Consider the following 23,245-nt stretch of genomic DNA (forward strand, 5'->3'; position numbering starts at 1 on the left):
GCTTCAGGGTTTATGACCGGTGTAGCGAGTCGTATTGGACGGCGTGGCGAACCGGTGCATTGGGCGCTCCGTAGCCGTCGTAGTTGCCGCGGCGTTCCACCATTTCGAAGAACACGCTGCCAACCGTGGCGGTGTAGAAGTGGAGGAATTCTCCGTTGGCGTCCCGGTCGTAAAGGAGGTTGAGCTCCTTTAGGGTTGCCAGGAAGCCGGGTTCGAGGTCGAAACGGGCGTCCAGGTCCTCGTAGTAGTTGGCGGGAATCTCCAGGAATTCGAGGCCACGATCGCGTGCGGAACGGGCCGTTGCCACGAGGTCTCCCACGGCGAAGGCGATGTGTTCCTGGTAGGTCTTGCGTGCAGTCTGGGCCTGCTGCGCCGGTGCGAGATTCAGGACCAGCCTGACTGAGCCGTCCGAGGTCTCCATGACCTGCGAGCGCACCAGGCCGCTGGGGCTTGGGACCTCGGCGAAGGGCTGCGGCTCCAGGGCCAGGGCGCTGGTGTAGAAGAGAACGGCTTCGTCGAAGTGCTGCCAGGGCTGGGCGAGGTTCACGTGGTCAATCACAGCGTTCCGCGGCGCTGCGGAGTGCTCCAGCCCCTCGCCAAACTCGTGAGTCCATGCGGCAGTCCCGTCCGGGCTCCCCTGGCAGAGGAAGATTTCGGTGGAGTCCGGCGCGGAGATGCCTTGGAAGACTTCCTCATCGGCCTGAACCTTGCGGGCAACCACGGGCGCCTTGAGTTGCTGGGCGCGAGCGGAGGCAATCACTGGAGAGTCGACGTCGAACCCCAAAGCGGCGATAGCTGGTTCCGAGTGCGAAGCCGCTTGCTCGTTGATGATTACGCGGGCCTGACCCATGGTCCAGAGCTGGACGTCTTTGGTGCGGTGGCGCCCTTCGAATTCGAAGCCGAGCTGGCCAAGGAGCTTCTCGAGCTGCGCGGTGTCGTCGGCTTTGACCTCGGCGAAGTTGAAGCCGGCGGGCTCGTTCACCTTGGGCAGCGTTGCCAGTTCCATGGGATAACGACGGCGGGAGGCGCCACCGTTGACCGACTCGCCGTCCGCGGAGGTGCTCGCCAGCCACTTGGCGCTCTGCTCCTCCAACCAGATCAGGGAGCGCATGGCGTCGACGGCGGTGCGCTCGGTGTCGGACTGACGGAAAACATCGTTGAAGACCTCAAGGGAAACCGGGCCCGTGTAGCCGGCCCGGACCACATGGCCCATGAACTTGGCGAGCTCGAACTGCCCCTCGCCCGGGAACACCCGATAGTGCCGGCTCCAAGAGAGTACGTCCATGGAGAGCTTGGGGGCGTCGGCAACCTGGACGAAGAAGATCTTGTCCGCGTTGATCTGCTCGATCGGCGCAGTGTCCCAGTCGCGGGAAAGGATGTGGAACGAGTCCAGGCACGTTCCGAGGTTGGGGTGGTCCACCATCTCGACCAGACGGTACGCGTGCTCGTAGTCGTTCACGTACTTTCCCCAGGCCAGGGCTTCGTAGGCAACTTTGACGCCATGATCCCCGGCCAGCTCCGCGAGTTCCGCTAGCTGGGAGGCGCGGAGTTCATCGTCGTCAATCGTTGCAGTAGCGACGTTGGAGCAGACCAGGATGGTGTCCATGCCCAGGCGTTCCATCAGGTTGAACTTGGCCTCGGCCCGCTTGAGGTTGGCCTTCAGCAGGTCCGGAGTGACGCCGTCGAAATCGCGGAAGGGCTGGTACAGATCCAAGCCGAGGCCAAGATCCGCGGCCATTTTCCGCACTTCCTCGGGACTCAGGGGCGAAGTGACGAGATCCTGCTCGAAGATTTCGATGCCGTCAAAGCCCGCGATGGCGCAGGCCTGCATCTTTTCTTTCAGCGTGCCGGACAGGCAGACCGTTGCGATTCCGGTGCGCATCAGTGACCCGCCTTTGCCAGAGCCGGGGCTCCGGTAGCGGCGAGCGCATCCTCGACGGCGATCAGCTCAAGGAAGTGGGCCCGCATTCGGTTGCGATCGGCGTCGTGGCCCGTGAAGAGCCGGAAGGCGTCGGCAGCCTGACCAACCGCCATGCGTCCGCCGTCGAGAACCTTGCAGCCCTTGGCGCGCGCTTCGCGGACCAGCTGCGTCTCGATGGGGCGGTAGACGATGTCCGCAACCCAGTGCCGCGGTTCCAGGAGGTCGATGTCCAGGGGCAGCCCGGGGTGGGCGGCCATGCCGATCGGGGTGCAGTGAACCAAACCGTCGGCGAGGGGCATGATCTGCGGGAGCTCGTCCGTGCTCCGCGGCGTGACCGTGGCGGCCGGGAAGAGTTCGCCAAGTTCGGCGGCGCGCTCTGCGGCCCGCGCCGGCTCCATGTCCACCAGGTCCAGCGTGCCGACCCCGGCGGTGAGCAGGGCGTAGGCGACGGCGGAACCCGCACCGCCCGCACCCAGCTGGACCACGCGCTCCAGCTTCGCACCGGGGAGTCCGTCGGCGAGAGCCGAGCCGAAACCTGAAAAGTCGGTGTTGTGGCCGATGAACCGGCCGTCCTGGATGAGGACTGTATTGACGGCACCCAGGCGACGGGCGTCGTCGGAAATTTCGTCAAGGTGCTCAAGGACCAGCTGCTTGCACGGGTGCGTGATGTTCAGTCCGTTGAAGCCCATGCGCTGGGCCGCGGTGAGGAGATCCCCGACGGCGGTGGCCGGCAAAGCCAGCTCCAGCAGGTCGATGGGGCGGTACAGCAAGCGAAGGCCCTGCACATCGGCTTCGCGTTCGTGCATGGGCGGAGTCAGCGACGGCATGACGCCTTCGCCAATCAGGCCCACCAGAACGGACTCGGCTCGGTTGCTCATCCTAAAGCTCCTTTGACTTCAGCACCCCTGGCTTTTGGCACTTTCTGGGGCGCCAACTGCCCGGGTGTCTTCCAGATTACTACAAGTGTTCATATTCCGCACGCTTGTTCTTACTGCGAACAAACGCGATGTGCTGACCCAACTGAGTCGCAGTTGTGCGCGTTTAGCGGCCTCAAAACGCGCTTAAGTGCGACACAGTTGGGCTAACGCTGGGGCAGGCGGGCCGCGAGTTCAGCCGCGGCTTCCTGCAAAGTAGGGACGTGGGCGATGAGCTCATCCATGGTGAGACGAAATACCGGAACGGCCGTGGCGAGAGACGCAAAGGCGTGGCCTTGGGAATTGAGGACCGGTACTGCGACCGCGCGCATGCCGATCTCGTTTTCTTCGTCCATGACCGCGTAGCCCTGCCGGCGCACTTGCTCGATCTCCGCCCGGAATGCAGCCCGATCGGTAATGGAGCGCTCAGTGAGAGGCTCCAGAGGCAACTCTTCGAGCAGTCGTTCGCGTTCGGCGTCGTTCTCAAAAGCGACTATCGCCTTACCCACGGACGTCGTGTGCAGCGCACCAAGATGGCCAGGATCGCTGGTGACGCGGAAGGTCTTGGGGCCGTCCACCTTATTGACGGTTAGATGATGGTTCCCGTCGCGCACCGAGAGGATGGTTGCTTCTTCGGTCCGCTCCGTGACGCGCTGGAGCACAGGAAGGGCCGTTGCCGCGAAGCCGTGGTGATTGGAAACCCGCTGGCCCAGCTGGAAGACCCGCAATCCCAGATGATACCGACGTCCGTCGGGCTCGTAATCCACAAATCCGTCGCGCGTCAGCGAACCGAGCAGCCGGTACGTCGTGCTGAACGGAAGTCCCGCACTCCTGGCCAGATCCGCGGCGCTCGCACCCTTGGGCTCATTCCCCAGCAATACCAACAGGCCCAGGGCCTTGCCGACCATGTCGGTCTTTGTGTCCTCTTTCACACTCATGCTTAGATGCTCTCACATAATGAGAGCTATTTCTAGATAGTGGGGACAAGTCTTGACAAGTGACCCCAATCACGGCCACTATTGCTGTATTGCACAAGTAGCTCTCACCATGTGGTTACTTTGGGATTGATCCGGCCGCACCTCGCTCTGGTCTTCCCGCAGAAGCTAGATCCGCGACATCGTCGTCACAGAAGGAACACCATGAGCCACACAATGCCGTCAGCGACGCCAGGCACAGTTACGCCAGCAGGAACCCCCAAGAAAGCGGCACTCGCCAGCTTCCTTGGAAGCGCAGTGGAGTACTACGACTTCTTCATCTTCGGCTCCGCCGCCGCGTTGATCTTTCCGCACGTGTTCTTCCCGGACGCGGACACCAACGCAGCCATCATGTCCTTCGCAACCTTCGGCTTCGCCTATGTTGCCCGCCCTGTAGGCGCCGTCATCCTGGGCCACTTCGGCGACAGGATCGGCCGGCAGAAGGTCCTCATGTTCACGCTGGTCCTGATGGGCGCCGCCACCTTCGTGATCGGTTGCCTCCCGGACTTCAAGACCATCGGCTGGTGGGCTCCCGTCCTGCTGGTACTCGCCCGCCTCGCCCAAGGTCTTTCGGCTGCCGGCGAGCAGGCCGGTGCCTCCTCAATGACGCTGGAGCACGCTCCGGACAACCGCCGCTCGTTTTTCACCTCGTGGACGTTGACCGGCACCCAGGGTGGCCAGATCCTTGCAGCCCTGGTGTTCATTCCAGTTCTCGCGCTCCCGGACGAGGTCAAGTACGGCATCGGCTGGCGCATCCCGTTCTGGCTCAGTGCAGTAGTTGTCATCGTGGCCTACTTCATCCGACGCACCCTGCACGAGCCGCCGGCATTCGCAGAGGCCAAGAAGAACAACCAGATCGCCAAGCTGCCCATCGCCGACCTCCTCAAGCTGCACTGGCGCGACGTCCTCCGGGTTGTGTGCTGTGCCTTCATCGCCGCCGTGAGCACGGTATTTGGAACCCTGGCCATCAAGTACGCCCAGGACGTGGCACACGTCAGCGGCACCATCACCTTGTGGCTCGTTGTAGTGGCCAACATTGTGGCCCTCGGTACCCAGCCGCTCTTCGGCATGCTCGCCGACAAGATCGGCCGGAAGCCCGTCTTCATCTACGGTGCCGTAGCCAGCGCCATCATGACCCCGGTGTTCCTGCTGACCCTCGAATCCGGCAACGTCCCGCTGATGTTCCTGGTGTCCGTTGTGTTCTTCTCCTTCGGCTACGCAGCCGCCAACGCCGTATGGCCGTCCTTCTACGGCGAAATGTTCAGCACCAAGGTCCGCTTCTCCGGCCTGGCCATCGGCACGCAGCTCGGCTTCCTCATGGCAGGCTTTGCTCCGACCATCGTCACGGCCCTGGGCGGCACCAAGCCTGGTGGCTGGGTCCAGATCTCCATCTTCACGGCAGTCATCTGCGTGATCGCAGCGGTCTCGGCCATGACGGCCCGCGAGTCAGCAAAGGTCCCGACGGCGGAACTCGGCTTGCACAAGTAAGGCCCGCCTCGCGGAAGGGCGCCCGCGCTGAAATCGCCGGAAAACCTCCAGTTCCGCTGGAAGTTTCCCGGCGATTTTCGCGCATTTCCAGCGAACTGGTGTCGCCGACGCCGGCAGGACCTACCGCGGATTCAGCACCACTGGCATGAACTTCCCGGCACCCGTTCCGGAGTACATCAGCAACGTGCCGTCCCCGGCAACTCCCACCACGGAGGGGTCCCCAGTACCCGTAAATCCGTTGCCGAGGGCAGCGATGCTGGAGAACATGTTCCACCCTGAACCGAGGTTGGAGCGCGCAAGGAAGCCGCCAGAGCCGTTGCCCGGGTAGAGCCAAAGCCCGCCGTCACCGGTTCGCCCAAGGAGGTCTTCCCTGCCGTCGCCGTTGAAGTCACCGGCCTGCAGGACCAGGTTGAACATGTCCCACCCGGTGCCGATCTGCTTGCGGGCAAGGAAGCCTCCGGAGCCATTGCCGGGGTAGACCCACAACACGCCGTCGCCGGATTGGGCAACGATGTCCGGCTTTCCGTCGCCCGTGAAATCGCCCGGGGCCAGCAACTGCTCGAAGCCTTGCCATCCGGTCCCGATCTGTTTACGTGCCAGGAACTGTCCCGTGCCGTCCGTCGGGTAAAGCCACAGTGTCCCGTCGGAGGCCCGGGCCACAAGATCGGGGTGCGAATCGCCGTCGAAATCTCCCGCACTCAGCACGGACGTGAACTGGCCCCAGCCCCACCCGACTTGAACACGCGGAAGGAAGCTGCCCGATCCGTTGCCCGGGTAAAGCCACAACGCGCCGTCGGTTCCGCGCGCCAGGATGTCGGCGGCAGCATCGCCGTCGAAATCGCCTGCTTCCCAAACCTGACGGAACTGGTTCCATCCGGTCCCGATCGCAAGCCGATCCGCGAAGCCAATGCCGTCACCTGGATAGAGGGTCATGCCCCCGCCCGCTGCAGCGGTCAGGACGTCCACACGCTTGTCACCTGTGAAGTCCCGGCCGCCAACGATGTCACCTACCCCGTTCCAGCCAGTTCCGACGGCGGCACGCGGCAGGAAGCCGCCCTTACCATCGCCGGGGTAGACGTAGAGCGTGCCGTCGCTGGCCCGCGCCAACAAACCCGGGGCACCGCCGCCGAACGAACCTGACGCTGCCAGGCTGTTGAAGGAATCCCAGCCCTGGCCGATCTGCGTTTGGGCGAGGAAACCACCTGTCCCATTGCCTGGATACAACCAGAGGCGCCCATCCGCACCGGCGGCGATCAGGTCGCTCCGGCCATCGGCGTTAAAGTCCCCCGCCGCGACCAACTGCGTGAAGCCCTGCCAACCAAATCCGATCTGGCTCCGGGACAGGAATCCACCCTTGCCGTTGCCGGGATAAAGCCACAATGCGCCGTCGCTGGTTCGGGCAAGGATGTCCGCAAAGCCGTCACCGTTGAAGTCCGAGGTCCCCAGCACGGCGTTGAAAATGCCCCAGCCCGAGCCGATCTGCACGGAATCATCAAGCCGGTTTCCAGGGAGGCCGCTGAACAAGAGCAAGGACCCGTCGGCTTCGCGCGAGATGACGTCGGCCAGCTTGTCGCCGTCGAAGTCGCCCGCAGAGAAGCGCATGCGTGCCTTGAGTTTGGGATCGGCGTTGATGGTTACGGTCGCCGAGGTTGTGGAGACGGAGTTGATGGTGACCTGGGTGCCCGTGTATGTGGTGAAGGTGCTGCCTGCTTGCCACGCGTGCTTCGTGGCGTAGTACTGTTCCTGGAACGGGATGGTGGATGGCATGAGGATCAGCGAAGACGCGATGGTGGCGCCGCCGCGCTGGACGATCTTGACTCCCCTGTTGCCGGCTGGCCTGCCCTCGTCCCCAAGGTAGCTGTCGTACCCCACCGGCTGCCTGAGTTCCAGGTAGTAGACCTCTTTGCTGACCGGGTCCGTGAACTTGATGGCGCGCTGCGCGTCCGTGCCACCCCATGGCTTGAGCGTGTAGCTTTTGACGCCGGTGGCCACACCGACATCGCGGATTTCGTCGCCGCGGCCCAGCCCTGCGTAGTCCCAGAAGCTGGAGCTCACCACCGGTTGGGCGTACTGTGCCGCGCCCATGAGGTCCGTGGTGTCTCCGTATTCACGGATGTAGCAGGAGCTGTCCGTGAACCGCCCGGTGCTGTCCACGCCGACGTCGGATGCGCCGCTATAGCACTGCAACGCATCGGCGTGCATTAGTCCGATCACGTGCCCGAATTCATGGCTCATTACGTTGTTGGAGAACTTGCTGATTTGCGGCATCAGCACCCGCCCGCTGTAGCTGCCGCTGCTGTAGCCGACGCCCAGGGCATTCCCGGAAAGCGTGGACGTCGGAATAAAGATCACCAGCGCCGTGTAGGGGCTTGCCGTCCATTTCAACTCACTGGTGATGGTGGACATGATGGTGCTGTAGCTGTCGGTCGACTTGGCTTTGGATTGGAACCCGGAGACCTTGCTGTCCACTGTCATGGACAGCTTGTTGTCCGTCATGGCTTTCCAGTAGCTGCTGGTGGCCCCAACAGTCTGCTCGGCCGCTGACATGGAGACCGGGTTGGTGTTGTCGGCAAGTTTGGCCGTGACCAATCGAACCCGGATATCGCCATTGGGGCCGGTTGCTGCTGCCCCCTCGCCGAGAAGGGATTCGACGTCGGTGATCTCGCCACTGCTGGATGGCGCCTGTCCGGGTGGCGTCTCAAAGACGTGCTCCGAATGCGGTGTCCCCTCAAAGAACCGTACGTTCGGATTATCCGGTGTGGGTTCCGGCACTGCCGAAGCAGGGGCCTGGACGAAAAACAGGCCGGTGGCAAAAACCACCAAGCCTGTGGACACCGCGATTGCACGTCGCAAAAAACCCATCAAATCTCCCGGGGACGGAGTCTGTGGTTCCTGTGAGTCTCAAGAACCGTGTTCAGGTTACCGTCGCGCCCGCGCGGGTCCGCGGAAGCAGCCACAAAGCGAAGGCGAGTCCTGCCGCCGGTGGCACCTATCGCCGTCGGACGTAACCCGAAACGCAAGCATCCCGGAATGCTAACCGGACCCTAACCACGCCGAAATACTCCGGCAACAATGCCCCGCCACACTGGAATAGCCGGCAAGTGCAGGCACCAGCTCCAGTTCAGGAGGACACCATGCTGAAGGAAGTCACTACTCACACAAAACGTATACGCGCGATCAGCCAGCTCCACCGCGGAGACGAGATCGAGGCCCGAATGTCCGTTGGTCCCGCTTACGATGACGTGGTCATCCGCCGCGGACGGGTCCAGGAAACAGCGCCGGGAATCGGCGTCGTCTGGATCATGGACCACGTCTCCGGGATGAGGAAAGCCATTAATACCGACGAATGCAGTGTTTGGCGCGTCGCCTGAACCCCGGCTTGACCCCAAATACCCGCTTAGCCACCGGCCACGGACTGGATAATCAAGACCTCCTGACCGGCCGCAACCTCCGTATCAAGACCTTTCAGACGCCGGACCTCATCGCCGTTCACGTAAATATTCACGAAACGGCGGAGGGCACCGGTTTCATCACGCAAACGCCTGGCCAGAACCGGATATTCTCCGGTTACCGAGTCCAGCAACTGTCCAACGGTCACAGCCCCGTCGGCGGACGCAGTCAGATAGGACTGTCCGCCGACGAGCGGCTGCAGGACACCCGGCAACACCACCGTAAAGTCAGCCACAACGGGCCTAACCAGGCACCGGAGCGCTGGCTGATGCTTCCCGCGCCCCGCCGCTGCGGTTTCCAACCACGACGGCGGCACGCACGCACAGTACGTCCGGCAAGTGCGAGGCCACTTCAGTAAAGGTCTCGCCCTCGTCGGCGCTGGCGTAGACGTCCCCGCCGCGGGTTCCGAAGTACACGCCAGTCGGTTCGGCGGTGTCCACGGATGCGGCATCGCGAAGCACAGCGTTGTATTCGTGGTCCGGCAGACCGGTGTGAAGCTCTCTCCACGTTCCGCCGGCATCCTGCGTGCGGTGCACGCTGAGCTTGCCGTCCGGCGGTATGCGTTCGCCGTCGGCCTTCAGTGGGATGACCCAGGCTGTGCCCTCGCGCCGGGGATGGGTCAGCATCACGAAACCAAAATCCGCGGGCAGTCCGTCCGCGATGGAGTTCCAGTTCTCGCCGTCATCGTCCGTGCGGTACACGCCATGGTGGTTCTGCGCGTACAAACGGCCCTCGACGGCGGCATCCGCAGCAATCTTGTGAACGCACTGGCCAAACTCTGGATTGGGATCAGGCATGAAGTAGGCCGAGATTCCCTTGTTGCGGGGCTCCCAGGAGGTCCCGCCGTCGAGCGATCTGTAAACGCCGCCCGTGCTCATGGCTACATGGACCTTCTCGCCGGACGGATCCACCACGATCGAGTGGGCCGCAGCGCCACCGTACCCCGCACCCCACTCGCTGCGGTGGGGGTGGTCCCACAGCCCGCGGTTCAACTCAAAGTGCTCGCCGCCGTCGGTTGATTTCCACACTGAAATCGGTTCGCACCCGGCCCAGACCACGCCAGGCCGGGACTCGGCGTCGGGGTAGATCTGCCAGATGCGTTCCAAGGCAGCGTCTGCGCCGTCCGGGAACTTGATGGCGCCCTGCTCGGGCTCGGTCCAGGTGGCGCCCAGGTCATCGGAATGGGCGACGGTGGGTCCCCAGTGCTCCGAACGCACCCCGACCATGATCCTGGTTTTGCCGTCCCTGGTGTCTATCCCGATGCTGGGGATCTCGCTCATCAGGAAGTGCGGGCCGGAGAGGGACCACTCCTTGCGATCCGGGCTGGTTGCCAGCCACAAACCCTTCTTGGTCCCGATCGCCAGGACATAACTTTCTGCGGTATCTGCGGTAGCCATGAACCCCATCGAACCATCAGGGCGCATGGGTGGCAACGGGTTCCTTGGAGCATGTGGATAACCGTCCTGGTTTGAAGCCGACCATAGACGAGACTCGCGTCACGTTTCGGCACTCCGCGCACTAGATATTCGTGAAGGTGTGTTTCAACCGGGCAACCCTTCTGTTCGCTGGCAAGCGCGCCACTGAACTGGGTCACTTTAGATTGGGGAAACAGATGAAAAGGCTAGACAGCATGAGCGATAGGGCCACTTCCATTAAGAACTATGGCTACACCATCAGTTGGTGAGTTCGTGAGTATATTTGCGCAATCCCTAGTTCGACTGTTCGGGGGGAAAGGGTAACACATGACTATTGATTCAGCACGAAAATCTCAAGGTGTAGGTCAGCGCCCAAAACGCGGATTGAAGGCTTTCACAAAAGCTTCTGTGATAGCTGTCCTGCTGGGGGGCACGCTCGGATTCGGTGCGGGCGCCGCATACGCCACGAATACGCAGAGTCTAATCGGCCAGTTCTCGACCGGTGGGAGGACATACCAAACGTTGGCCGCGCTTGATACCACGTGGGACGGCGGTCGCGGGAAGGCGGCATCCTTTATTTACGCCCAAGGAGGTGACGTCCCCGTCGGCTGGATTTATGCACGCGGCCGTGCCTTTATTGGTGGAAACTTCTGCGATGAGGGGTGGGATGTTTACAACGACATAGTCGCCCACCAGCTTGATAACGGTGTGTGGCTTTCATGCGGCTATGGGGCCTACCAGTCCTATGGAGTCGTCGGTGCCTGGAACGGCAACGGCTACAACTACTACTACACTCACTGGACACCGGCAGCCTACGGGGGACTCTAGGCATGAAATCATTTACTCAGCATCGCAAGGCCTTTGGCGTCGCGGCCACTACCATCGCTATTGCAATCGGCGGTGTCGTCGGGTTTGCCATCACCACGGCAAATGCCGGGGCACCGACTGTCCAAATTGAACAAGGAGACAAGGTGGACTTCCCCAAGAACGCGCGAGGTGAGACCTACGGGTCCGCAATGGAGGCGCGGACACCGGCCGACGAACCAGATCTCATCAGATCCGTCGGGGACGACGGAAAGATCGGCTATCTAAAGAAGGCTGATCTGGATCAGGGAACACCTAAGTCGCCGGAAGAAGCCATTCAGATGCAGAATGCTCGGAAGGACGGCGCTGGCCGCGTTTTGAAGCTCTACGCTGAAGACGGCACGACTGTCATCAGTCAACGCACAGTCGGCAAAGCCGCACCGTAGGATAGGTACAGATAGACGAATCCGTTTGACGTAGGCAGCCACCCTTCGGCGGCAGGGTGGCTGCTTCGTGTTGTCTGCAGTTGGCGTCTGACGCATCGGGTTCATTGGTGGCTAGCGTGGAAGCCAGGCTCGGGCACCGGCCCGCCGAGAAAGGCAACCACCCGCCGTCGTAGTACACGGAAACACTCCGTGCTGTGTCACACCCCACCCGTACTCTGTCTATATGGCCCGTTTTGCCCTTGACATTGATTCCGTCCCCCGCCCTGCCCGTTCCCAGTCCCTTCTTGACGCGGTGAACCAGCGCGTCGTCATCGCCGATGGCGCGATGGGCACCATGCTGCAGGACCGGGAGCTGTCCCTGGACACGGACTTCCAAAATCTTGAAGGCTGCAACGAAATCCTCAACGACACCCGCCCGGACGTCGTCGCCGACATTCACGACGCCTACTTTGCCGTGGGCATCGACGCCGTGGAAACCAATACTTTCGGCGCGAACTGGTCCAACCTCTCGGACTACGGCATCGATGACCGCATCGCGGAGCTGGCGTACAAGGGCGCGAAAATCGCCCGCGAACGCGCCGAGGCAGCTGAAGCGACGGACGGCCGCGAGCGCTGGGTCCTGGGGTCCATGGGTCCGGGCACCAAGCTCCCCAGCCTCGGCCACACCAGCTACGACCACCTCAAGAAGACGTTTGCGCTGCAGGCCGAGGGCCTCATCGACGGCGGAGCCGACGCATTCCTCATCGAAACGAGCCAGGACCTCCTGCAGACGAAGGCCGCCGTGAACGGTTGCAAGCAGGCGATCGTTTCCCGCGGCGTCCGCCTCCCCATCTTTGTTGAGGTGACGGTGGAGACCACGGGAACCATGCTGATGGGTTCCGAAATCGGCGCTGCACTCACCGCCTTGGAGCCGTTGGGCGTCGATGCCATCGGCCTGAACTGTGCCACGGGTCCGGATGAGATGAGTGAGCACCTGCGGCACCTCTCCAAGCAGTCCTCTGTCGCTATCGCCTGCATGCCCAACGCCGGGCTGCCGATCCTCGGCGCGGCCGGCGCGCACTATCCGCTCTCCCCCGCGGAACTCGCCACCGCGCACGAGCAGTTCGTGCGTGAATTCGGCTTGGGCCTGGTGGGCGGCTGTTGCGGTACGACGCCGGAGCACATGGCCGCCGTCGTCGAACGTCTTGAGCCCTTCCGCAGCAACGGCAACACGCCCGACGCCGGGACCGTCACCGGCAGCACGAAAAGCGCCGGCGGCCGGGTCCCCACCGAGCGGGAGGCCGGCGTCGCGTCCCTCTACCACCACGTTCCGTTCGACCAGGAGTCCGCTTACCTTGCCATTGGTGAGCGCACCAACGCCAACGGTTCCAAGGCGTTCCGCCAAGCGATGCTGGAAGAGCGCTGGGACGACTGCGTGGATATTGCCCGCGAGCAGGTCCGGGTCGGCGCGCACCTGCTCGATGTTTGCATCGATTATGTGGGGCGCGACGGCGTTGCGGACATCAAGGAGATCGTCTCGCGTTTCGCGTCGGCCTCTACCCTCCCGTTGGTCATCGACTCCACAGAGCCGCCTGTGCTGCAGGCCGGACTTGAGCACATCGGCGGCCGCCCAGTGGTCAACTCGGTCAACTACGAAGACGGCGACGGCCCCGACAGCCGCTTTGCGCGCATCATGCCGCTTGTGAAGGAACACGGCACGGCCGTGATTGCCCTGACAATCGACGAACAGGGCCAGGCCCGCACCACCGAAGGCAAGGTGGCCATCGCTTCCCGCCTCGTAGACGCGTTGGTGGGCGAATGGGGAATGCGCGTCGAGGACATCATCGTAGATGCCCTGACGTTCCCCATCGCCACGGGCCAGGAAGAAACCCGCCGGGACGCCATCGAAACCATTGAGGCCATCCGCCAGATCAACACGAAGTATCCCGGCATCCAGACCACCCTCGGCGTCTCGAACGTGTCCTTTGGCCTGAACCCTGCCGCGCGTATGGTGTTGAACTCGGTATTCCTGCACGAGGCCGTCCAGGCGGGCCTGTCCAGCGGCATCATCGACGCCGCGAAGATCGTCCCGCTTGCATCGCTGCCGGATGAACAGCGCAAGGTGGCCCTGGACCTCGTGTGGGACCGCCGCGAGTACGACGCCGACGGCAACGTCACCTATGACCCCCTGGCCGTCATGCTTGATCTGTTCGCGGGCGTGGACAGCGCCGCGCTCAAGGACCAGCGCGCCGCGGAACTCGCTGCACTGCCCACCGGTGAACGCCTGCAGCGGCGCATCATCGACGGTGAAGGCAAGGGCCTCGAAGAGGACCTCGACCTCGCACGCAGCGAAGGCATGACCCCGCTGGGCATCATCAACGACCAACTGCTGGAGGGCATGAAGGTTGTTGGTGAGCGCTTCGGCGCCGGCGAGATGCAGCTTCCATTCGTGCTGCAATCCGCTGAGGTGATGAAGAACGCGGTCGCACTGCTTGAGCCGCACATGGAGAAGTCGGATTCATCGGGCAAGGGCACCATGGTGATCGCCACCGTTCGCGGCGACGTGCACGATATTGGCAAGAACCTCGTGGACATCATCCTCACCAACAACGGCTACAAAGTGGTCAACATCGGCATCAAACAGGGAATCGCCGAGATCATGGCCGCTGCGGAGGAGCATGACGCCGACGTGATCGGGATGTCTGGGCTGCTGGTGAAGTCCACGGTCGTGATGAAGGAAAACCTTGCCGAGCTCCAGTCCCGGGGCCTGGCGAAAAAGTGGCCGATCATCCTCGGCGGTGCGGCACTGACGCGCGCCTACGTGGAGCAGGACCTGGCAGAGCAGTTCGAAGGCACCGTCAGGTATGCCAAGGACGCTTTTGAGGGCCTCTCCCTCATGGAACCGTTGGTGCAGGTGGCCCGCGGCGCTGACCCTGACGCGGTGGGCCTTCCGCCACTGAAGAAGCGGATCCACAAGAGTGGCCCGAAGTTCACGGTGACCGAACCGGAGGCAATGCCCGGCCGGTCCGACGTCACCGCCGAAAACCCTGTCCCCGCTCCCCCATTCTGGGGCACGCGGATTGTGCGCGGCGTCGCGTTGCACGACTATGCTGCTTTGCTCGATGAGCGCGCAACCTTCATGGGCCAGTGGGGGCTCAAACCTGGGCGGGGAGACGACGGCGCCTCCTACGACGAACTGGTGGAACTTGAAGGCCGGCCCCGTCTGCGGTACTGGCTGGACCGGATCCTTGCCGAGGGAATGCTCGACGCTTCGGTCGCCTACGGCTATTTCCCCGTTGTGTCCGAGGGCGAACAGGTGGTGGTGCTGCACCACGGTGAGGACGACGACGGCGTCCTCGGCATCCCCGGTCTGCTCGCCCCCGATGGTGGTTCAGGCGGACCCATCGGCACCGAGCGCCTGCGCTTCGACTTCCCACGCCAGCGCCGGGACCGGCACTTGTGCCTCGCCGACTTCGTGCGCTCCCGGGAATCGGGCCAGATCGACCTCCTGCCGATCCAGCTGGTCACCGCCGGCTCGAAGATCGAAGAAGTGACTTCCAAGCTTTTCGCGGGAAACCACTACCGCGACTATTACGAGCTCAATGGCCTGGTCATGCAGCTCACCGAGGCACTGGCTGAATTCTGGCACGCGCGGATCCGTTCCGAGCTGGGTTTCGCAGCCGAAGAGCCCAAGGACAAAGCCGGTTATTTCAAGCTCGACTACCGCGGTGCACGCTTCTCCCTGGGATATCCGGCCTGCCCGGACATGGAGGACCGCCGCAAGGTCACGGAGTTGCTGAAGCCCGAACGGATGGGCGTGATCCTCAGCGATGAACTCATGCTCCACCCGGAGCAGTCAACGGATGCTTTCGTGTTCCACCACCCGGAGGCCAAGTACTTCAAGGTGTGAGTTGGTGCGGGCCTTTGGGTTGGGGACGTTGGGGACGGTCATTCTTCATGCCCGTCTTCCTGGACCCCGCGTCCTCAGCCCGGGTAGTTCGAACGCCCGGGCCGGAGACCGGCTTCGCCCGCCTGAAAGCGGCGAGGATAGCCCGTCCCACCGCAAAGATTCCGATGATGGTAGTGATGGCGCGCAAGGTGTCCCATCCCGCCGTCGAGGTCAAAAGGGAGTAGAGCAGGAAGCTGCTGAGGTTGGTGGCCAGTGGTGCGCCGGGCACGTAGGAAATGCCGGTTCCGGCACCGACGGCGAACGGCCAGAACCACAGGTTGGTGAGCAGACCGAAAACGTAGGACGCCACGATGCCGTAGCCGCAAAGCATCCATAGTTCAGCTCGTCCGCGAAACCTGCGCGGCAACAGGCCCGCCCCCGCCGCCACCCATGCGCAGGCGAAGATCTGGAACGGCGACCAAGGGCCTATGCCGCTCCACAGTGCACTGGAGACCGCGATCGTGGCCGCGCCAAGGAGCATTCCGAATCTGGCACCGAAGGCGCGGCCGGCCAGGATCAGCAGGATGAACACTGCTTCGACTCCCCCGACGCCGGTGCTCGCCACGCGAACTGCCGAACCGACGGCGGCCAGGACGCCCAGCAGGGCCACGGTGTGTGCGGAACGGACCGAGCCGTCCAGGGCCACGATAATGCCGACAACGGCAAGGGGTGCAATCGCCAGGGCGGCGAAAGGCACGGCCGCAGCCGCATCCTCGGGCAGGGCCGACGCGAGCAATGGCCAGCAGAACGCGCCCAGTGCCAAAACGTTGGCAGCCGCGAGAATCGCGATCTCCAAGGCCCGTGGCAAACGGAGGTGGTGGGCCCTCTTTGGGGTAGCAGCATTTGCCGGTCGGGTGTCTTTTGCCCCGTCGATGAACTGGGAGGCCTCAACGTTCCCGATGGCTCCGGGCTTCTCTGCTGCCGTGGGTGTGGAGGTCGCCGGGCCGGCGTCGCTATCGGATGGGAGTACGACTTCGGTTTGGGGGGCCGGTGCCACGCCGTCGTCCATCTGCACGATCCGGGCGCCCAGGTGGTGGGCGAAATCGAGGTCATGTGTGGCGATCAGGACCGCCGCGCCGGTGTCCGCCAACGCGAGCAAGGCGGCCGAGACGCCTGCGCGGGCCTCCGGATCGAGCCCACGGGTGGGCTCATCAATAAGGAGGACTGGGGGATCGTCGGCGGTCTGAAGGGCGATGGCGAGGATACGGCGCTCTCCGGCCGACAGGTCCCGCGGGTGCTCGTTTCCTGTTGGAATCCGGACGTCATCACGCAATCGGGCCAGGCGTGCCGCTGCCGGTTCTGGCACGGTCCTGTCCGAGCCATTCCCGCCGGATTTACGCCGGGCGCGCGCTTCGCGTCGATCTGCCGCCCGGAGTTCGGCAACCACCGTGTCCCGCGTGAAAAGGTCGTCTGAGGCGTCTGGAACCAAGGCGACCCGGCCGCCGTCGACAGTGCCGCTGGTTCCTTCACCGAGCGCGAGGGCCACCAGGAGCGAGGACTTCCCGGCCCCGTTGGGTCCGACCAAGGCAACCACTTCGCCACGGCCCAGGGCCAGGGAGGCTTCGCGGACGAGCGGCTTGCCGTTACGGTGCACCGCGAGCTTGACAGCAGTCAGCACGGGCGGGTGTTCCGGTGACGGTACGGACGCCGGCGTCGGTCGGATCCCACCCGGGCGCGAACGTGCTGGCGCGGCGCCTGCTACCAAGCCGCCGTCGTGAATCCTCCACCACGAATCGGCGACAGGCACCAGCGGCTCCGCCCGATGCTCAGCCACAATGATGCAGATGCCCGATCCATGGGCGAGGGTGTCGAGTACGGCTATGACGCGGGCGCGGGCCGTGGTGTCGAGGTCAGCAAGCGGCTCGTCAACCAGGAGCAGGGCCGGGCGCTCCACCACGGCGGCGGCGATTGCCACGAGCGTTGCCTCGCCGGCCGAGAGGGAGTTGAGGTTCCGGTCCAGGAGCGCAGACACTCCAATCCACTCCGCGACCTCCACCGTGCGGGCCTTGGCGATGGCGGGTGCAACGCCGCGCAGTTCAAGGGAAAGCGAGATTTCGTCCCGGACGCGGGTGCTGGCGAATGCCGCGCGCGGGTTTTGCAGGACAACGCCTACGACGCCGGCAGTATCGCGCGGCGGCGCTCCGGCACGGTCCACTCCGGCGACACGGACCGTGCCAGTGAGTTCTCCGCCGTCGACGTGTGAAAGCAGTCCCGCTACACCCCGCAGGATGGTGGACTTACCGGAGCCGGTGGGTCCGGTAATTACCGTTACTGTCCCGGGGACTGGCTTGAATTTTTCGACCTGCAGCCGCGTATCGCCGATGCGGAATTGGGCGTTCCTGATCTCAAGGGGCAACCCGGGATCGCTGGCGGGTTGGTGAGCCGCCTTGCTCCCGAAGCCGCGCAATTCCAAGGCTGCGGCCACGCGGCTCGCGTGCTCAAGAGTTCGCTCGAGTACGGGAACAAGGGCTCGCGGGCCCAGGCGTTCACCCCGCAGCCGGAAGGCCAAGCGGACGGAGGCAACGGCGTCGGCGAGCGCGGGGAGCGCAGCCCAAGCCACCACGAGTGTGCGGGCTATGCCCTGGAATGGACCGCCGCGGGCCAGCCGCATGAAGCCCCTTGCCACGTCCACGAAGGAGTTGAGCAGTCCGAAGCCGAAGATGATCCCGGCAATCGGCAGGGCTGAAGCAACCGCCTCCCACAGACCAGGCGATGTTACTGGGCCGAGGAAGACCACGTGGGCGTATGGGGCGGGCAGCCGCACTGATGGCAACTCCAGCAGTACCGGCCCAACGGTGCCCGCGCCGTTGAAAAGGATGCGGTAGATGACCCGCGCCGCTATGAACACGACGGCAAGCGCCGCGGCAGCGCGTAACGGCGCGGGTCGAAAGGTCATACCTTGGGTGCGGCCGGTGCGCCGTCGATGGTGTACAGCAGTTCGAGGCTCTCGCCTGGCTTCACCTGTTGGGTGGCGAGGCCTTCCTGGGCGTAGGCCCAGTCACCGGAGGCGGGCTTGACCCAAATGGACCAGTAGGCAAAGGCCGCGGGCATCTTGCTGCATTCTTCGCGGTATGTGCCGCCCTTGTGGGTGATGTCGAAGTCGGCAGCCGGCACGCCGTTGACCCGGCACACCAGTTCGGTGGGGTACTGGGTGGTGCCTTCGGTCTTCACCTTGGCCTCATCGAGCACTTTGGCAGCGGTCGTCGGCGCATCCACTGCCACGCAAACGGTCGTGTCGGCGGCGGGTTGCTTCAGGGCGCCGGAATCGACAATGACCTTCACGCCGCTGCAGGGCCCGGCAGCAGTAGCTGAAGCGCTTGCTTCAGAGGCGGGGGCGGAGGCGCTTGGCTGGGTGGCGGCCGGCGTGGAACAGGCAGCGAGGGTAATCAGGAGACCAGCGGCGGCGAGGGAGTTCGCGGCGGCCGTGCGGATCTTGGAAAAAGTCACGATCCAAGGGTAGGACGTTGCTTGGCTGGATTTGGATGTGCCGGGTTGTGTGACGTTCAGTGGCGATGCTCTGGCGCTGAGACGCTCAACAAATCTCGCAGAAATTGTTGACAATTGACAGTAGGCGATTTAGATTCATAGTGAATCAAAAACCTCCACTCGCTCGCATCAGAAGGCCCATTGCCTGAAACGAGCGAGCGCTCCCTCCCGCTGGACCTCCACTGAAAGGACCCACCATGGCCACTACAGGCTCCCGCCCGAAGTACATCTCCTTTGACATCTACGGCACACTGATCAACTGGGATACCGACTCCACTACCCGCCGCCTGCTCGCGGGCCGTTTGCCTGAAGAGCAGTGGCCTGCGTTCAAGAAGGTTTTCCGCGGATACCGCTTCGACGAGGTCCTTGGCGACTACAAGCCATACGAGCAGATCCTTCAGAATTCCCTCGACCGGGTCTGCAAGTTTTTTGGCATAGGCCCAACCCCGGGCGCAGGGGCAGAGTTCGCTGACGCTGTACGCGGTTTTGATGCCCACGACGACGTACCGGCGCCGCTGAAGCTCATGGGCGACAACTACAAGCTGGTGGCGTTGTCCAACGCCGACGACAGCTTCCTGGAGATCAGCATCCCCAAGCTCGGTGCTGACTTCCATGCCGTGCTGACCGCCGAACAGGCCCAGGCCTACAAGCCGCGGTACCAAGCTTTCGAGTACATGCTCGACACCCTGAACGCCAAGCCGGAAGACTTCCTTCACATCGCCTCGCACACCCGGTACGACATGCATCCGATGCACGACATGGGCTTCCGCAACCTCTGGGTGCTGGACCGCGGCTACGACCCCATCACCGGCGGCTACGACTACAACGCGGTCAAGTCCCTGGACGAGATCAACAAGCACCTCGGCCTCTAACCGCTTGCCGGCTCTCCGTCGATGAAAGGGTGAAATGAGCGATTCTGCTTTTATCCAAGCAGTGGCATCAGAGAGTGGACTCCTGGCGGAACATCCGCAGCTCGCTGACCCCGCCGTCCTGGAGCTGCTTGAACAGTTCTACGGCCTGAAGGGAACGCTGGTTAGGATTCCCACCGAGAAGGACGAGACTTTCCGGCTCCGGGACGGGGACGAAACGTATCTGGTGAAGATCTCTCCCTCGGATGAGGACCCAGTGATCGTCCACCTTCAAACGGCCTGCATGGAGCATTTGGAACGGACTGCCCCCGAACTTCCAGTCCAGCGTCTCGTCAGGAGCCTTGGCGGAGAGCCGCAAGTCCTCATCCCGGCGCCTACGGGAGCCTATGACCGGGTACTGCGGGTGATGCAGTTCCTGCCTGGGGACCTGCTGGCCAATCAGGACGCGTCCGCTGGCCAGCTGCGATTGGTGGGCTCAAGCCTGGCCCGCCTGGGGCTTGCTTTGCAGGATTTCGAGCATCCCCGCGCGGACCGCTTGCTCCTCTGGGATCTTAAGCATTTCCACCGGATGCGCCCCCTTCTTGACTATGTCGATGAGAAGGAAAAACGCTCCCTCGCAGAGGACATTTTCGATCAGTTCGACGAAAAGGTGGTTCCGCTCCTCGGCACGCTGGCGTCCCAGGTTGTCCACGGGGATTTCAGTCCGTTCAATGTCCTCGTCAATCCCGGCAGGCCCGATTACGTCACCGGGATTATCGACTTCGGAGACGTCGTGCGAACCCCCGTCATCTTCGACATCAGCGTCACCATGGCCAATCTCCTGGGTGCCGACCCGGCCAGCCCCTGGGAGCAAGCACTCCACGTCATGAACGGTTATCGAAGCATCCGCCCCCTGCCGGGGCAGGAGTTGGAAGCCCTGATCGTCTCCGCCCAGGCGCGCCTTCTGCTGCGGGCCCTGATAACCCAATGGCGCGCAAGCCAGTTGCCGCAAAGGCGCGACTATCTCCTCTCCCACTCAAAGTCTGACTGGGACCGGCTCGCGTCCACCGCCGCGGCCCCGGCACCAGAACTTTCTTGCACACCTTGAACCGACCCCCTAGCTTCCAGGAGAAAACATGGGCACTTCCCCAATCCGCAAGCCCTCCCGGGCCATGATCAATGGCTTCGATCCCAGCCGCCTGGACGAGCTCCCGGACCAGATACAGAAGAGCATTCGACGCCGGGACAAGAGTCTGGGGCCCGGCTACAGACTGTTCTACGACGAGCCACTGGAAATTGTTCGGGGCAAGGGTGTCACGTTGTTTGACCGGGACGGCAATGAATATCTCGACGTCTACAACAACGTTCCCTCTGTAGGTCACGGCCACCCGCGTGTCATTGAGGCTGTCCACCAGCAGATGCAGACGCTGAACACCAACACCCGCTACGTCCAGGAATCCATCCTGGATTACTCGGAACAGCTGCTTTCAACGTTCCCCGCCGAGCTTGGCCATGTCATGTTCACTTGCACTGGATCAGAGGCCAACGACCTCGCGATGCGCGTCGCAAAATATGTGACCGGACAGCAGGGCATCATCGTCACCGCCGGCGCATACCACGGCCTTACTGCCGAGGTCTCGTCGTTCTCACCTTCATTGGGCAAGGGTGTGCCCCTGGGTGCGAACGTGCGGGTCATCGACGCCCCCGACGCCCTGCGCTACTCATCTGATCAAGGCTCGCTGCAGGATCACCTGCGTACCCAGGTGCGTGCAGCCATCGCCGACCTTCACCGGCACGGCATCGGAGTGGCTGCTTTCATCGCCGACAGCATCTTCTCCTCCGACGGCGTCTTCGCTGGCCCGACAGGCTTCCTCCGCCCCATCATCGAAGAGATCCATGCCGTGGGCGGCCTGTACATCGCAGACGAGGTACAGCCAGGATTCGGCCGTACCGGTGAGGAATGGTGGGGCTTCCAGCGCCACGGAATCGTCCCCGACATCGTGACCATCGGCAAGCCCATGGGTAACGGCATTCCCGTCGCGGCAGCAATCTTCAAGCCCGAATTGCTGCAGGAGTTCGGCAGGAACATCCGCTACTTCAACACCTTCGGCGGAAATTCAGTAGCCATAGCGGCGGCCCAGGCCGTCCTGGACGTCATCCGGGACGAATCACTCATGGAGAACGCCTTGAAGGTTGGCAGAAAGATCCTCACTGGACTGGAGGATCTCACCCGGAATCTGGACCAGGTGGCAGAGGTACGTGGAAGCGGCTTCTTCATCGGCGTCGACCTCGTGACCGATCGATCCACCCTCGCACCCAATGGGGAGGCTGCCGCCGGCATAGTCAATGCCCTCCGGCAGGACCGGATCCTGATCTCGGCTTGCGGAGCCCAGGGCAACGTCCTGAAAATCCGTCCGCCAATGCCCTTTTCCAGTGACGACGCCGATCGCCTGCTCGAAGGAATGGGCCGTGCCTTCAAGGCTCTGCGCTAGGTCGCAACAACAAACAGGGGCGCAACAAACAGGCCAGCCTGGCGCTCCCACCAAATGCTTGGGGATTGTGCCTTCCACCGTGAAAGCACTCTGTGTATTACACCAGCCGAAATCACTTGAAAGGTTGCACCATGAAGACGACACACAAGATCCAAACAGCTGCTGCGGGGCTCGCTGTCCTGTTGGCCCTGACTGCATGCGGTGGCGCCGCAACAGGCACTGAAGCGACGGAGATTCCGAAGACCCAGAACACCCGTGACATCTCAGAGGGTGTCCAGCCGGACGCAGACGCGGTGGCGTTGCTGCCGAAGGCCATCAAAGACAAGGGCGAACTGACGGTCGCGATGGACCTAAGCTCCCCGCCGATGACGTTCCTCGCCGAAGACAACAAAACCCCCATTGGCGTGAACCCGGATCTTGCCCGCCTGGTAGCAAAGAAGCTGGGCCTGAAGCTGAAGTTCGAGAACACGGCGTTCGACACGATCATTCCCGGCATCGACGGCGGCCGCTTCGACTTCACAGCCACCACCATGTCCGCTACAGCCGAGCGGCTGAAGGTGCTGGACATGATCAACTATCTCAAGGGAGGCTCGGCAGTAGCCGTAGCGAAGGACAACCCGCTCAACCTGACCAATGACACGCTCTGTGGCAAGAACGTTGGCGTGACCAAGGGCTCAACGCAGCAACTGAAGCACCTGCCCAATGTCTCGGAGTGGACTTGCACCTCCCAGGGCAAGCCCGCCATCAACGCGATCACCCTGCCCAACGTCCAGGAAGCCCTGACACAACTGGACTCCAAGCGGATCGACGCTGTGTTTTACGATGCCAGTGCCCTGGCGTGGGCCAACGATCAGCAGCCCAACCACTTCACCACCTTGCAGCCGCGCATGGATACCCGCACTGATACCAATGTCGCCATGGGCGTGAAGAAGGGGTCCCCCCTGACCCCGGCACTCCAGAAAGCAATCCAATCCGTCCTGGAATCCCCCGAATACAAGAAGTCCCTGGACTACTGGGGCCTGGGAGAATCGGCTATTACTGAGGCCAAGATCCGCTAGTACCGGCCCCCACACGTCCCG

The 23,245-nt window shown here is 63.1% G+C and carries 17 protein-coding genes; 9 read left to right on the forward strand and 8 right to left on the reverse strand.

The window, feature by feature from the left end:
- Nucleotides 1–10: 10 nt before the first annotated feature.
- The 3 genes from J2Y41_RS10065 to J2Y41_RS10075 all read right to left on the reverse strand — a co-directional run bounded on the left by J2Y41_RS10065 (nt 11) and on the right by J2Y41_RS10075 (nt 3,773).
- A complete protein-coding gene (locus tag J2Y41_RS10065) occupies nt 11–1,882 on the reverse strand; it encodes a TIM barrel protein (RefSeq protein WP_309928304.1) in 1,872 nt (623 codons plus the stop codon).
- Entirely contained in the window at nt 1,882–2,799 is a 918-nt protein-coding gene (locus J2Y41_RS10070) for a shikimate dehydrogenase (RefSeq protein ID WP_309928306.1), read from the reverse strand. Before J2Y41_RS10070 ends, J2Y41_RS10065 begins: the two co-directional genes overlap by 1 nt.
- 203 nt (nt 2,800–3,002) lie before the next feature.
- Nucleotides 3,003–3,773 carry an IclR family transcriptional regulator gene (locus tag J2Y41_RS10075; protein WP_224165817.1) on the reverse strand — a complete coding sequence of 257 codons (771 nt, stop codon included), beginning with the start codon at nt 3,771–3,773 and terminating at the stop codon, nt 3,003–3,005.
- A gap of 201 nt (nt 3,774–3,974) precedes the next feature.
- On the opposite strand from J2Y41_RS10075, the gene J2Y41_RS10080 reads away from it, so the two are divergent.
- On the forward strand, nt 3,975–5,297 hold the full coding sequence (locus J2Y41_RS10080; RefSeq protein ID WP_309928307.1) for an MFS transporter: 1,323 nt from the start codon (nt 3,975–3,977) through the stop codon (nt 5,295–5,297).
- A gap of 120 nt (nt 5,298–5,417) precedes the next feature.
- Here J2Y41_RS10080 and J2Y41_RS10085 read toward each other — a convergent pair whose 3' ends face one another.
- Complete coding sequence (locus tag J2Y41_RS10085; protein ID WP_309928308.1) at nt 5,418–8,159, reverse strand: VCBS repeat-containing protein; 2,742 nt, start codon at nt 8,157–8,159, stop codon at nt 5,418–5,420.
- Nucleotides 8,160–8,431: 272 nt separating this feature from the next.
- On the opposite strand from J2Y41_RS10085, the gene J2Y41_RS10090 reads away from it, so the two are divergent.
- On the forward strand, nt 8,432–8,668 hold the full coding sequence (locus tag J2Y41_RS10090; protein WP_224092898.1) for a hypothetical protein: 237 nt from the start codon (nt 8,432–8,434) through the stop codon (nt 8,666–8,668).
- A gap of 26 nt (nt 8,669–8,694) precedes the next feature.
- Here J2Y41_RS10090 and J2Y41_RS10095 read toward each other — a convergent pair whose 3' ends face one another.
- Nucleotides 8,695–8,982 carry a MoaD/ThiS family protein gene (locus J2Y41_RS10095; protein ID WP_216924633.1) on the reverse strand — a complete coding sequence of 96 codons (288 nt, stop codon included), beginning with the start codon at nt 8,980–8,982 and terminating at the stop codon, nt 8,695–8,697.
- A 7-nt stretch (nt 8,983–8,989) separates the two neighbouring features.
- The gene (locus J2Y41_RS10100) at nt 8,990–10,153 is read right to left on the reverse strand and encodes an exo-alpha-sialidase (RefSeq protein WP_309928371.1); all 1,164 of its coding nucleotides are present in this window, start codon (nt 10,151–10,153) and stop codon (nt 8,990–8,992) included.
- Nucleotides 10,154–10,684: 531 nt separating this feature from the next.
- Between J2Y41_RS10100 and J2Y41_RS10105 the strand changes: the two genes are divergently transcribed.
- From J2Y41_RS10105 to metH, 3 genes are all read left to right on the forward strand, one after another.
- Nucleotides 10,685–10,990 (forward strand): hypothetical protein, encoded by a 306-nt coding sequence (locus J2Y41_RS10105; RefSeq protein WP_224092895.1) that lies wholly within the window; start codon nt 10,685–10,687, stop codon nt 10,988–10,990.
- A 2-nt stretch (nt 10,991–10,992) separates the two neighbouring features.
- The gene (locus J2Y41_RS10110) at nt 10,993–11,412 is read left to right on the forward strand and encodes a hypothetical protein (protein WP_224092893.1); all 420 of its coding nucleotides are present in this window, start codon (nt 10,993–10,995) and stop codon (nt 11,410–11,412) included.
- Nucleotides 11,413–11,635: 223 nt separating this feature from the next.
- On the forward strand, nt 11,636–15,301 hold the full coding sequence (gene metH / locus J2Y41_RS10115; RefSeq protein WP_309928310.1) for a methionine synthase: 3,666 nt from the start codon (nt 11,636–11,638) through the stop codon (nt 15,299–15,301).
- Here the strand turns inward: metH and J2Y41_RS10120 are convergent.
- On the reverse strand, nt 15,291–18,236 hold the full coding sequence (locus tag J2Y41_RS10120; protein WP_309928311.1) for an ATP-binding cassette domain-containing protein: 2,946 nt from the start codon (nt 18,234–18,236) through the stop codon (nt 15,291–15,293). The genes metH and J2Y41_RS10120 overlap by 11 nt on opposite strands.
- Nucleotides 18,233–18,787, reverse strand: coding sequence for a hypothetical protein (locus J2Y41_RS10125; protein ID WP_309928312.1), 555 nt, complete (start codon nt 18,785–18,787; stop codon nt 18,233–18,235). Before J2Y41_RS10125 ends, J2Y41_RS10120 begins: the two co-directional genes overlap by 4 nt.
- 236 nt (nt 18,788–19,023) lie before the next feature.
- On the opposite strand from J2Y41_RS10125, the gene J2Y41_RS10130 reads away from it, so the two are divergent.
- From J2Y41_RS10130 to J2Y41_RS10145, 4 genes are all read left to right on the forward strand, one after another.
- On the forward strand, nt 19,024–19,698 hold the full coding sequence (locus J2Y41_RS10130) for a haloacid dehalogenase type II (protein ID WP_309928313.1): 675 nt from the start codon (nt 19,024–19,026) through the stop codon (nt 19,696–19,698).
- A gap of 34 nt (nt 19,699–19,732) precedes the next feature.
- Nucleotides 19,733–20,782, forward strand: coding sequence for a phosphotransferase (locus J2Y41_RS10135; protein ID WP_309928314.1), 1,050 nt, complete (start codon nt 19,733–19,735; stop codon nt 20,780–20,782).
- Nucleotides 20,783–20,810: 28 nt separating this feature from the next.
- Nucleotides 20,811–22,166 (forward strand): aspartate aminotransferase family protein, encoded by a 1,356-nt coding sequence (locus J2Y41_RS10140; RefSeq protein WP_309928315.1) that lies wholly within the window; start codon nt 20,811–20,813, stop codon nt 22,164–22,166.
- A gap of 131 nt (nt 22,167–22,297) precedes the next feature.
- Nucleotides 22,298–23,224: an ABC transporter substrate-binding protein gene (locus tag J2Y41_RS10145; RefSeq protein ID WP_224165823.1), complete on the forward strand. Its 927-nt coding sequence runs from the start codon at nt 22,298–22,300 to the stop codon at nt 23,222–23,224.
- Nucleotides 23,225–23,245 lie beyond the last annotated feature (21 nt).

The sequence above is a fragment of the Arthrobacter sp. 1088 genome, assembly GCF_031455315.1.
Classification (GTDB): Bacteria; Actinomycetota; Actinomycetes; order Actinomycetales; family Micrococcaceae; genus Arthrobacter.

Bases quoted from the DNA above. Each gene is read 5' to 3' on its own strand.
- J2Y41_RS10065 (WP_309928304.1), bottom strand. From the start codon at position 1,882: ATGCGCACCGGAATCGCAACGGTCTGCCTGTCCGGCACGCTGAAAGAA.
- J2Y41_RS10070 (WP_309928306.1), bottom strand. From the start codon at position 2,799: ATGAGCAACCGAGCCGAGTCCGTTCTGGTGGGCCTGATTGGCGAAGGC.
- J2Y41_RS10075 (WP_224165817.1), bottom strand. From the start codon at position 3,773: ATGAGTGTGAAAGAGGACACAAAGACCGACATGGTCGGCAAGGCCCTG.
- J2Y41_RS10080 (WP_309928307.1), top strand. From the start codon at position 3,975: ATGAGCCACACAATGCCGTCAGCGACGCCAGGCACAGTTACGCCAGCA.
- J2Y41_RS10085 (WP_309928308.1), bottom strand. From the start codon at position 8,159: ATGGGTTTTTTGCGACGTGCAATCGCGGTGTCCACAGGCTTGGTGGTT.
- J2Y41_RS10090 (WP_224092898.1), top strand. From the start codon at position 8,432: ATGCTGAAGGAAGTCACTACTCACACAAAACGTATACGCGCGATCAGC.
- J2Y41_RS10100 (WP_309928371.1), bottom strand. From the start codon at position 10,153: ATGGGGTTCATGGCTACCGCAGATACCGCAGAAAGTTATGTCCTGGCG.
- J2Y41_RS10110 (WP_224092893.1), top strand. From the start codon at position 10,993: ATGAAATCATTTACTCAGCATCGCAAGGCCTTTGGCGTCGCGGCCACT.
- metH (WP_309928310.1), top strand. From the start codon at position 11,636: ATGGCCCGTTTTGCCCTTGACATTGATTCCGTCCCCCGCCCTGCCCGT.
- J2Y41_RS10120 (WP_309928311.1), bottom strand. From the start codon at position 18,236: ATGACCTTTCGACCCGCGCCGTTACGCGCTGCCGCGGCGCTTGCCGTC.
- J2Y41_RS10130 (WP_309928313.1), top strand. From the start codon at position 19,024: ATGGCCACTACAGGCTCCCGCCCGAAGTACATCTCCTTTGACATCTAC.
- J2Y41_RS10135 (WP_309928314.1), top strand. From the start codon at position 19,733: ATGAGCGATTCTGCTTTTATCCAAGCAGTGGCATCAGAGAGTGGACTC.
- J2Y41_RS10140 (WP_309928315.1), top strand. From the start codon at position 20,811: ATGGGCACTTCCCCAATCCGCAAGCCCTCCCGGGCCATGATCAATGGC.
- J2Y41_RS10145 (WP_224165823.1), top strand. From the start codon at position 22,298: ATGAAGACGACACACAAGATCCAAACAGCTGCTGCGGGGCTCGCTGTC.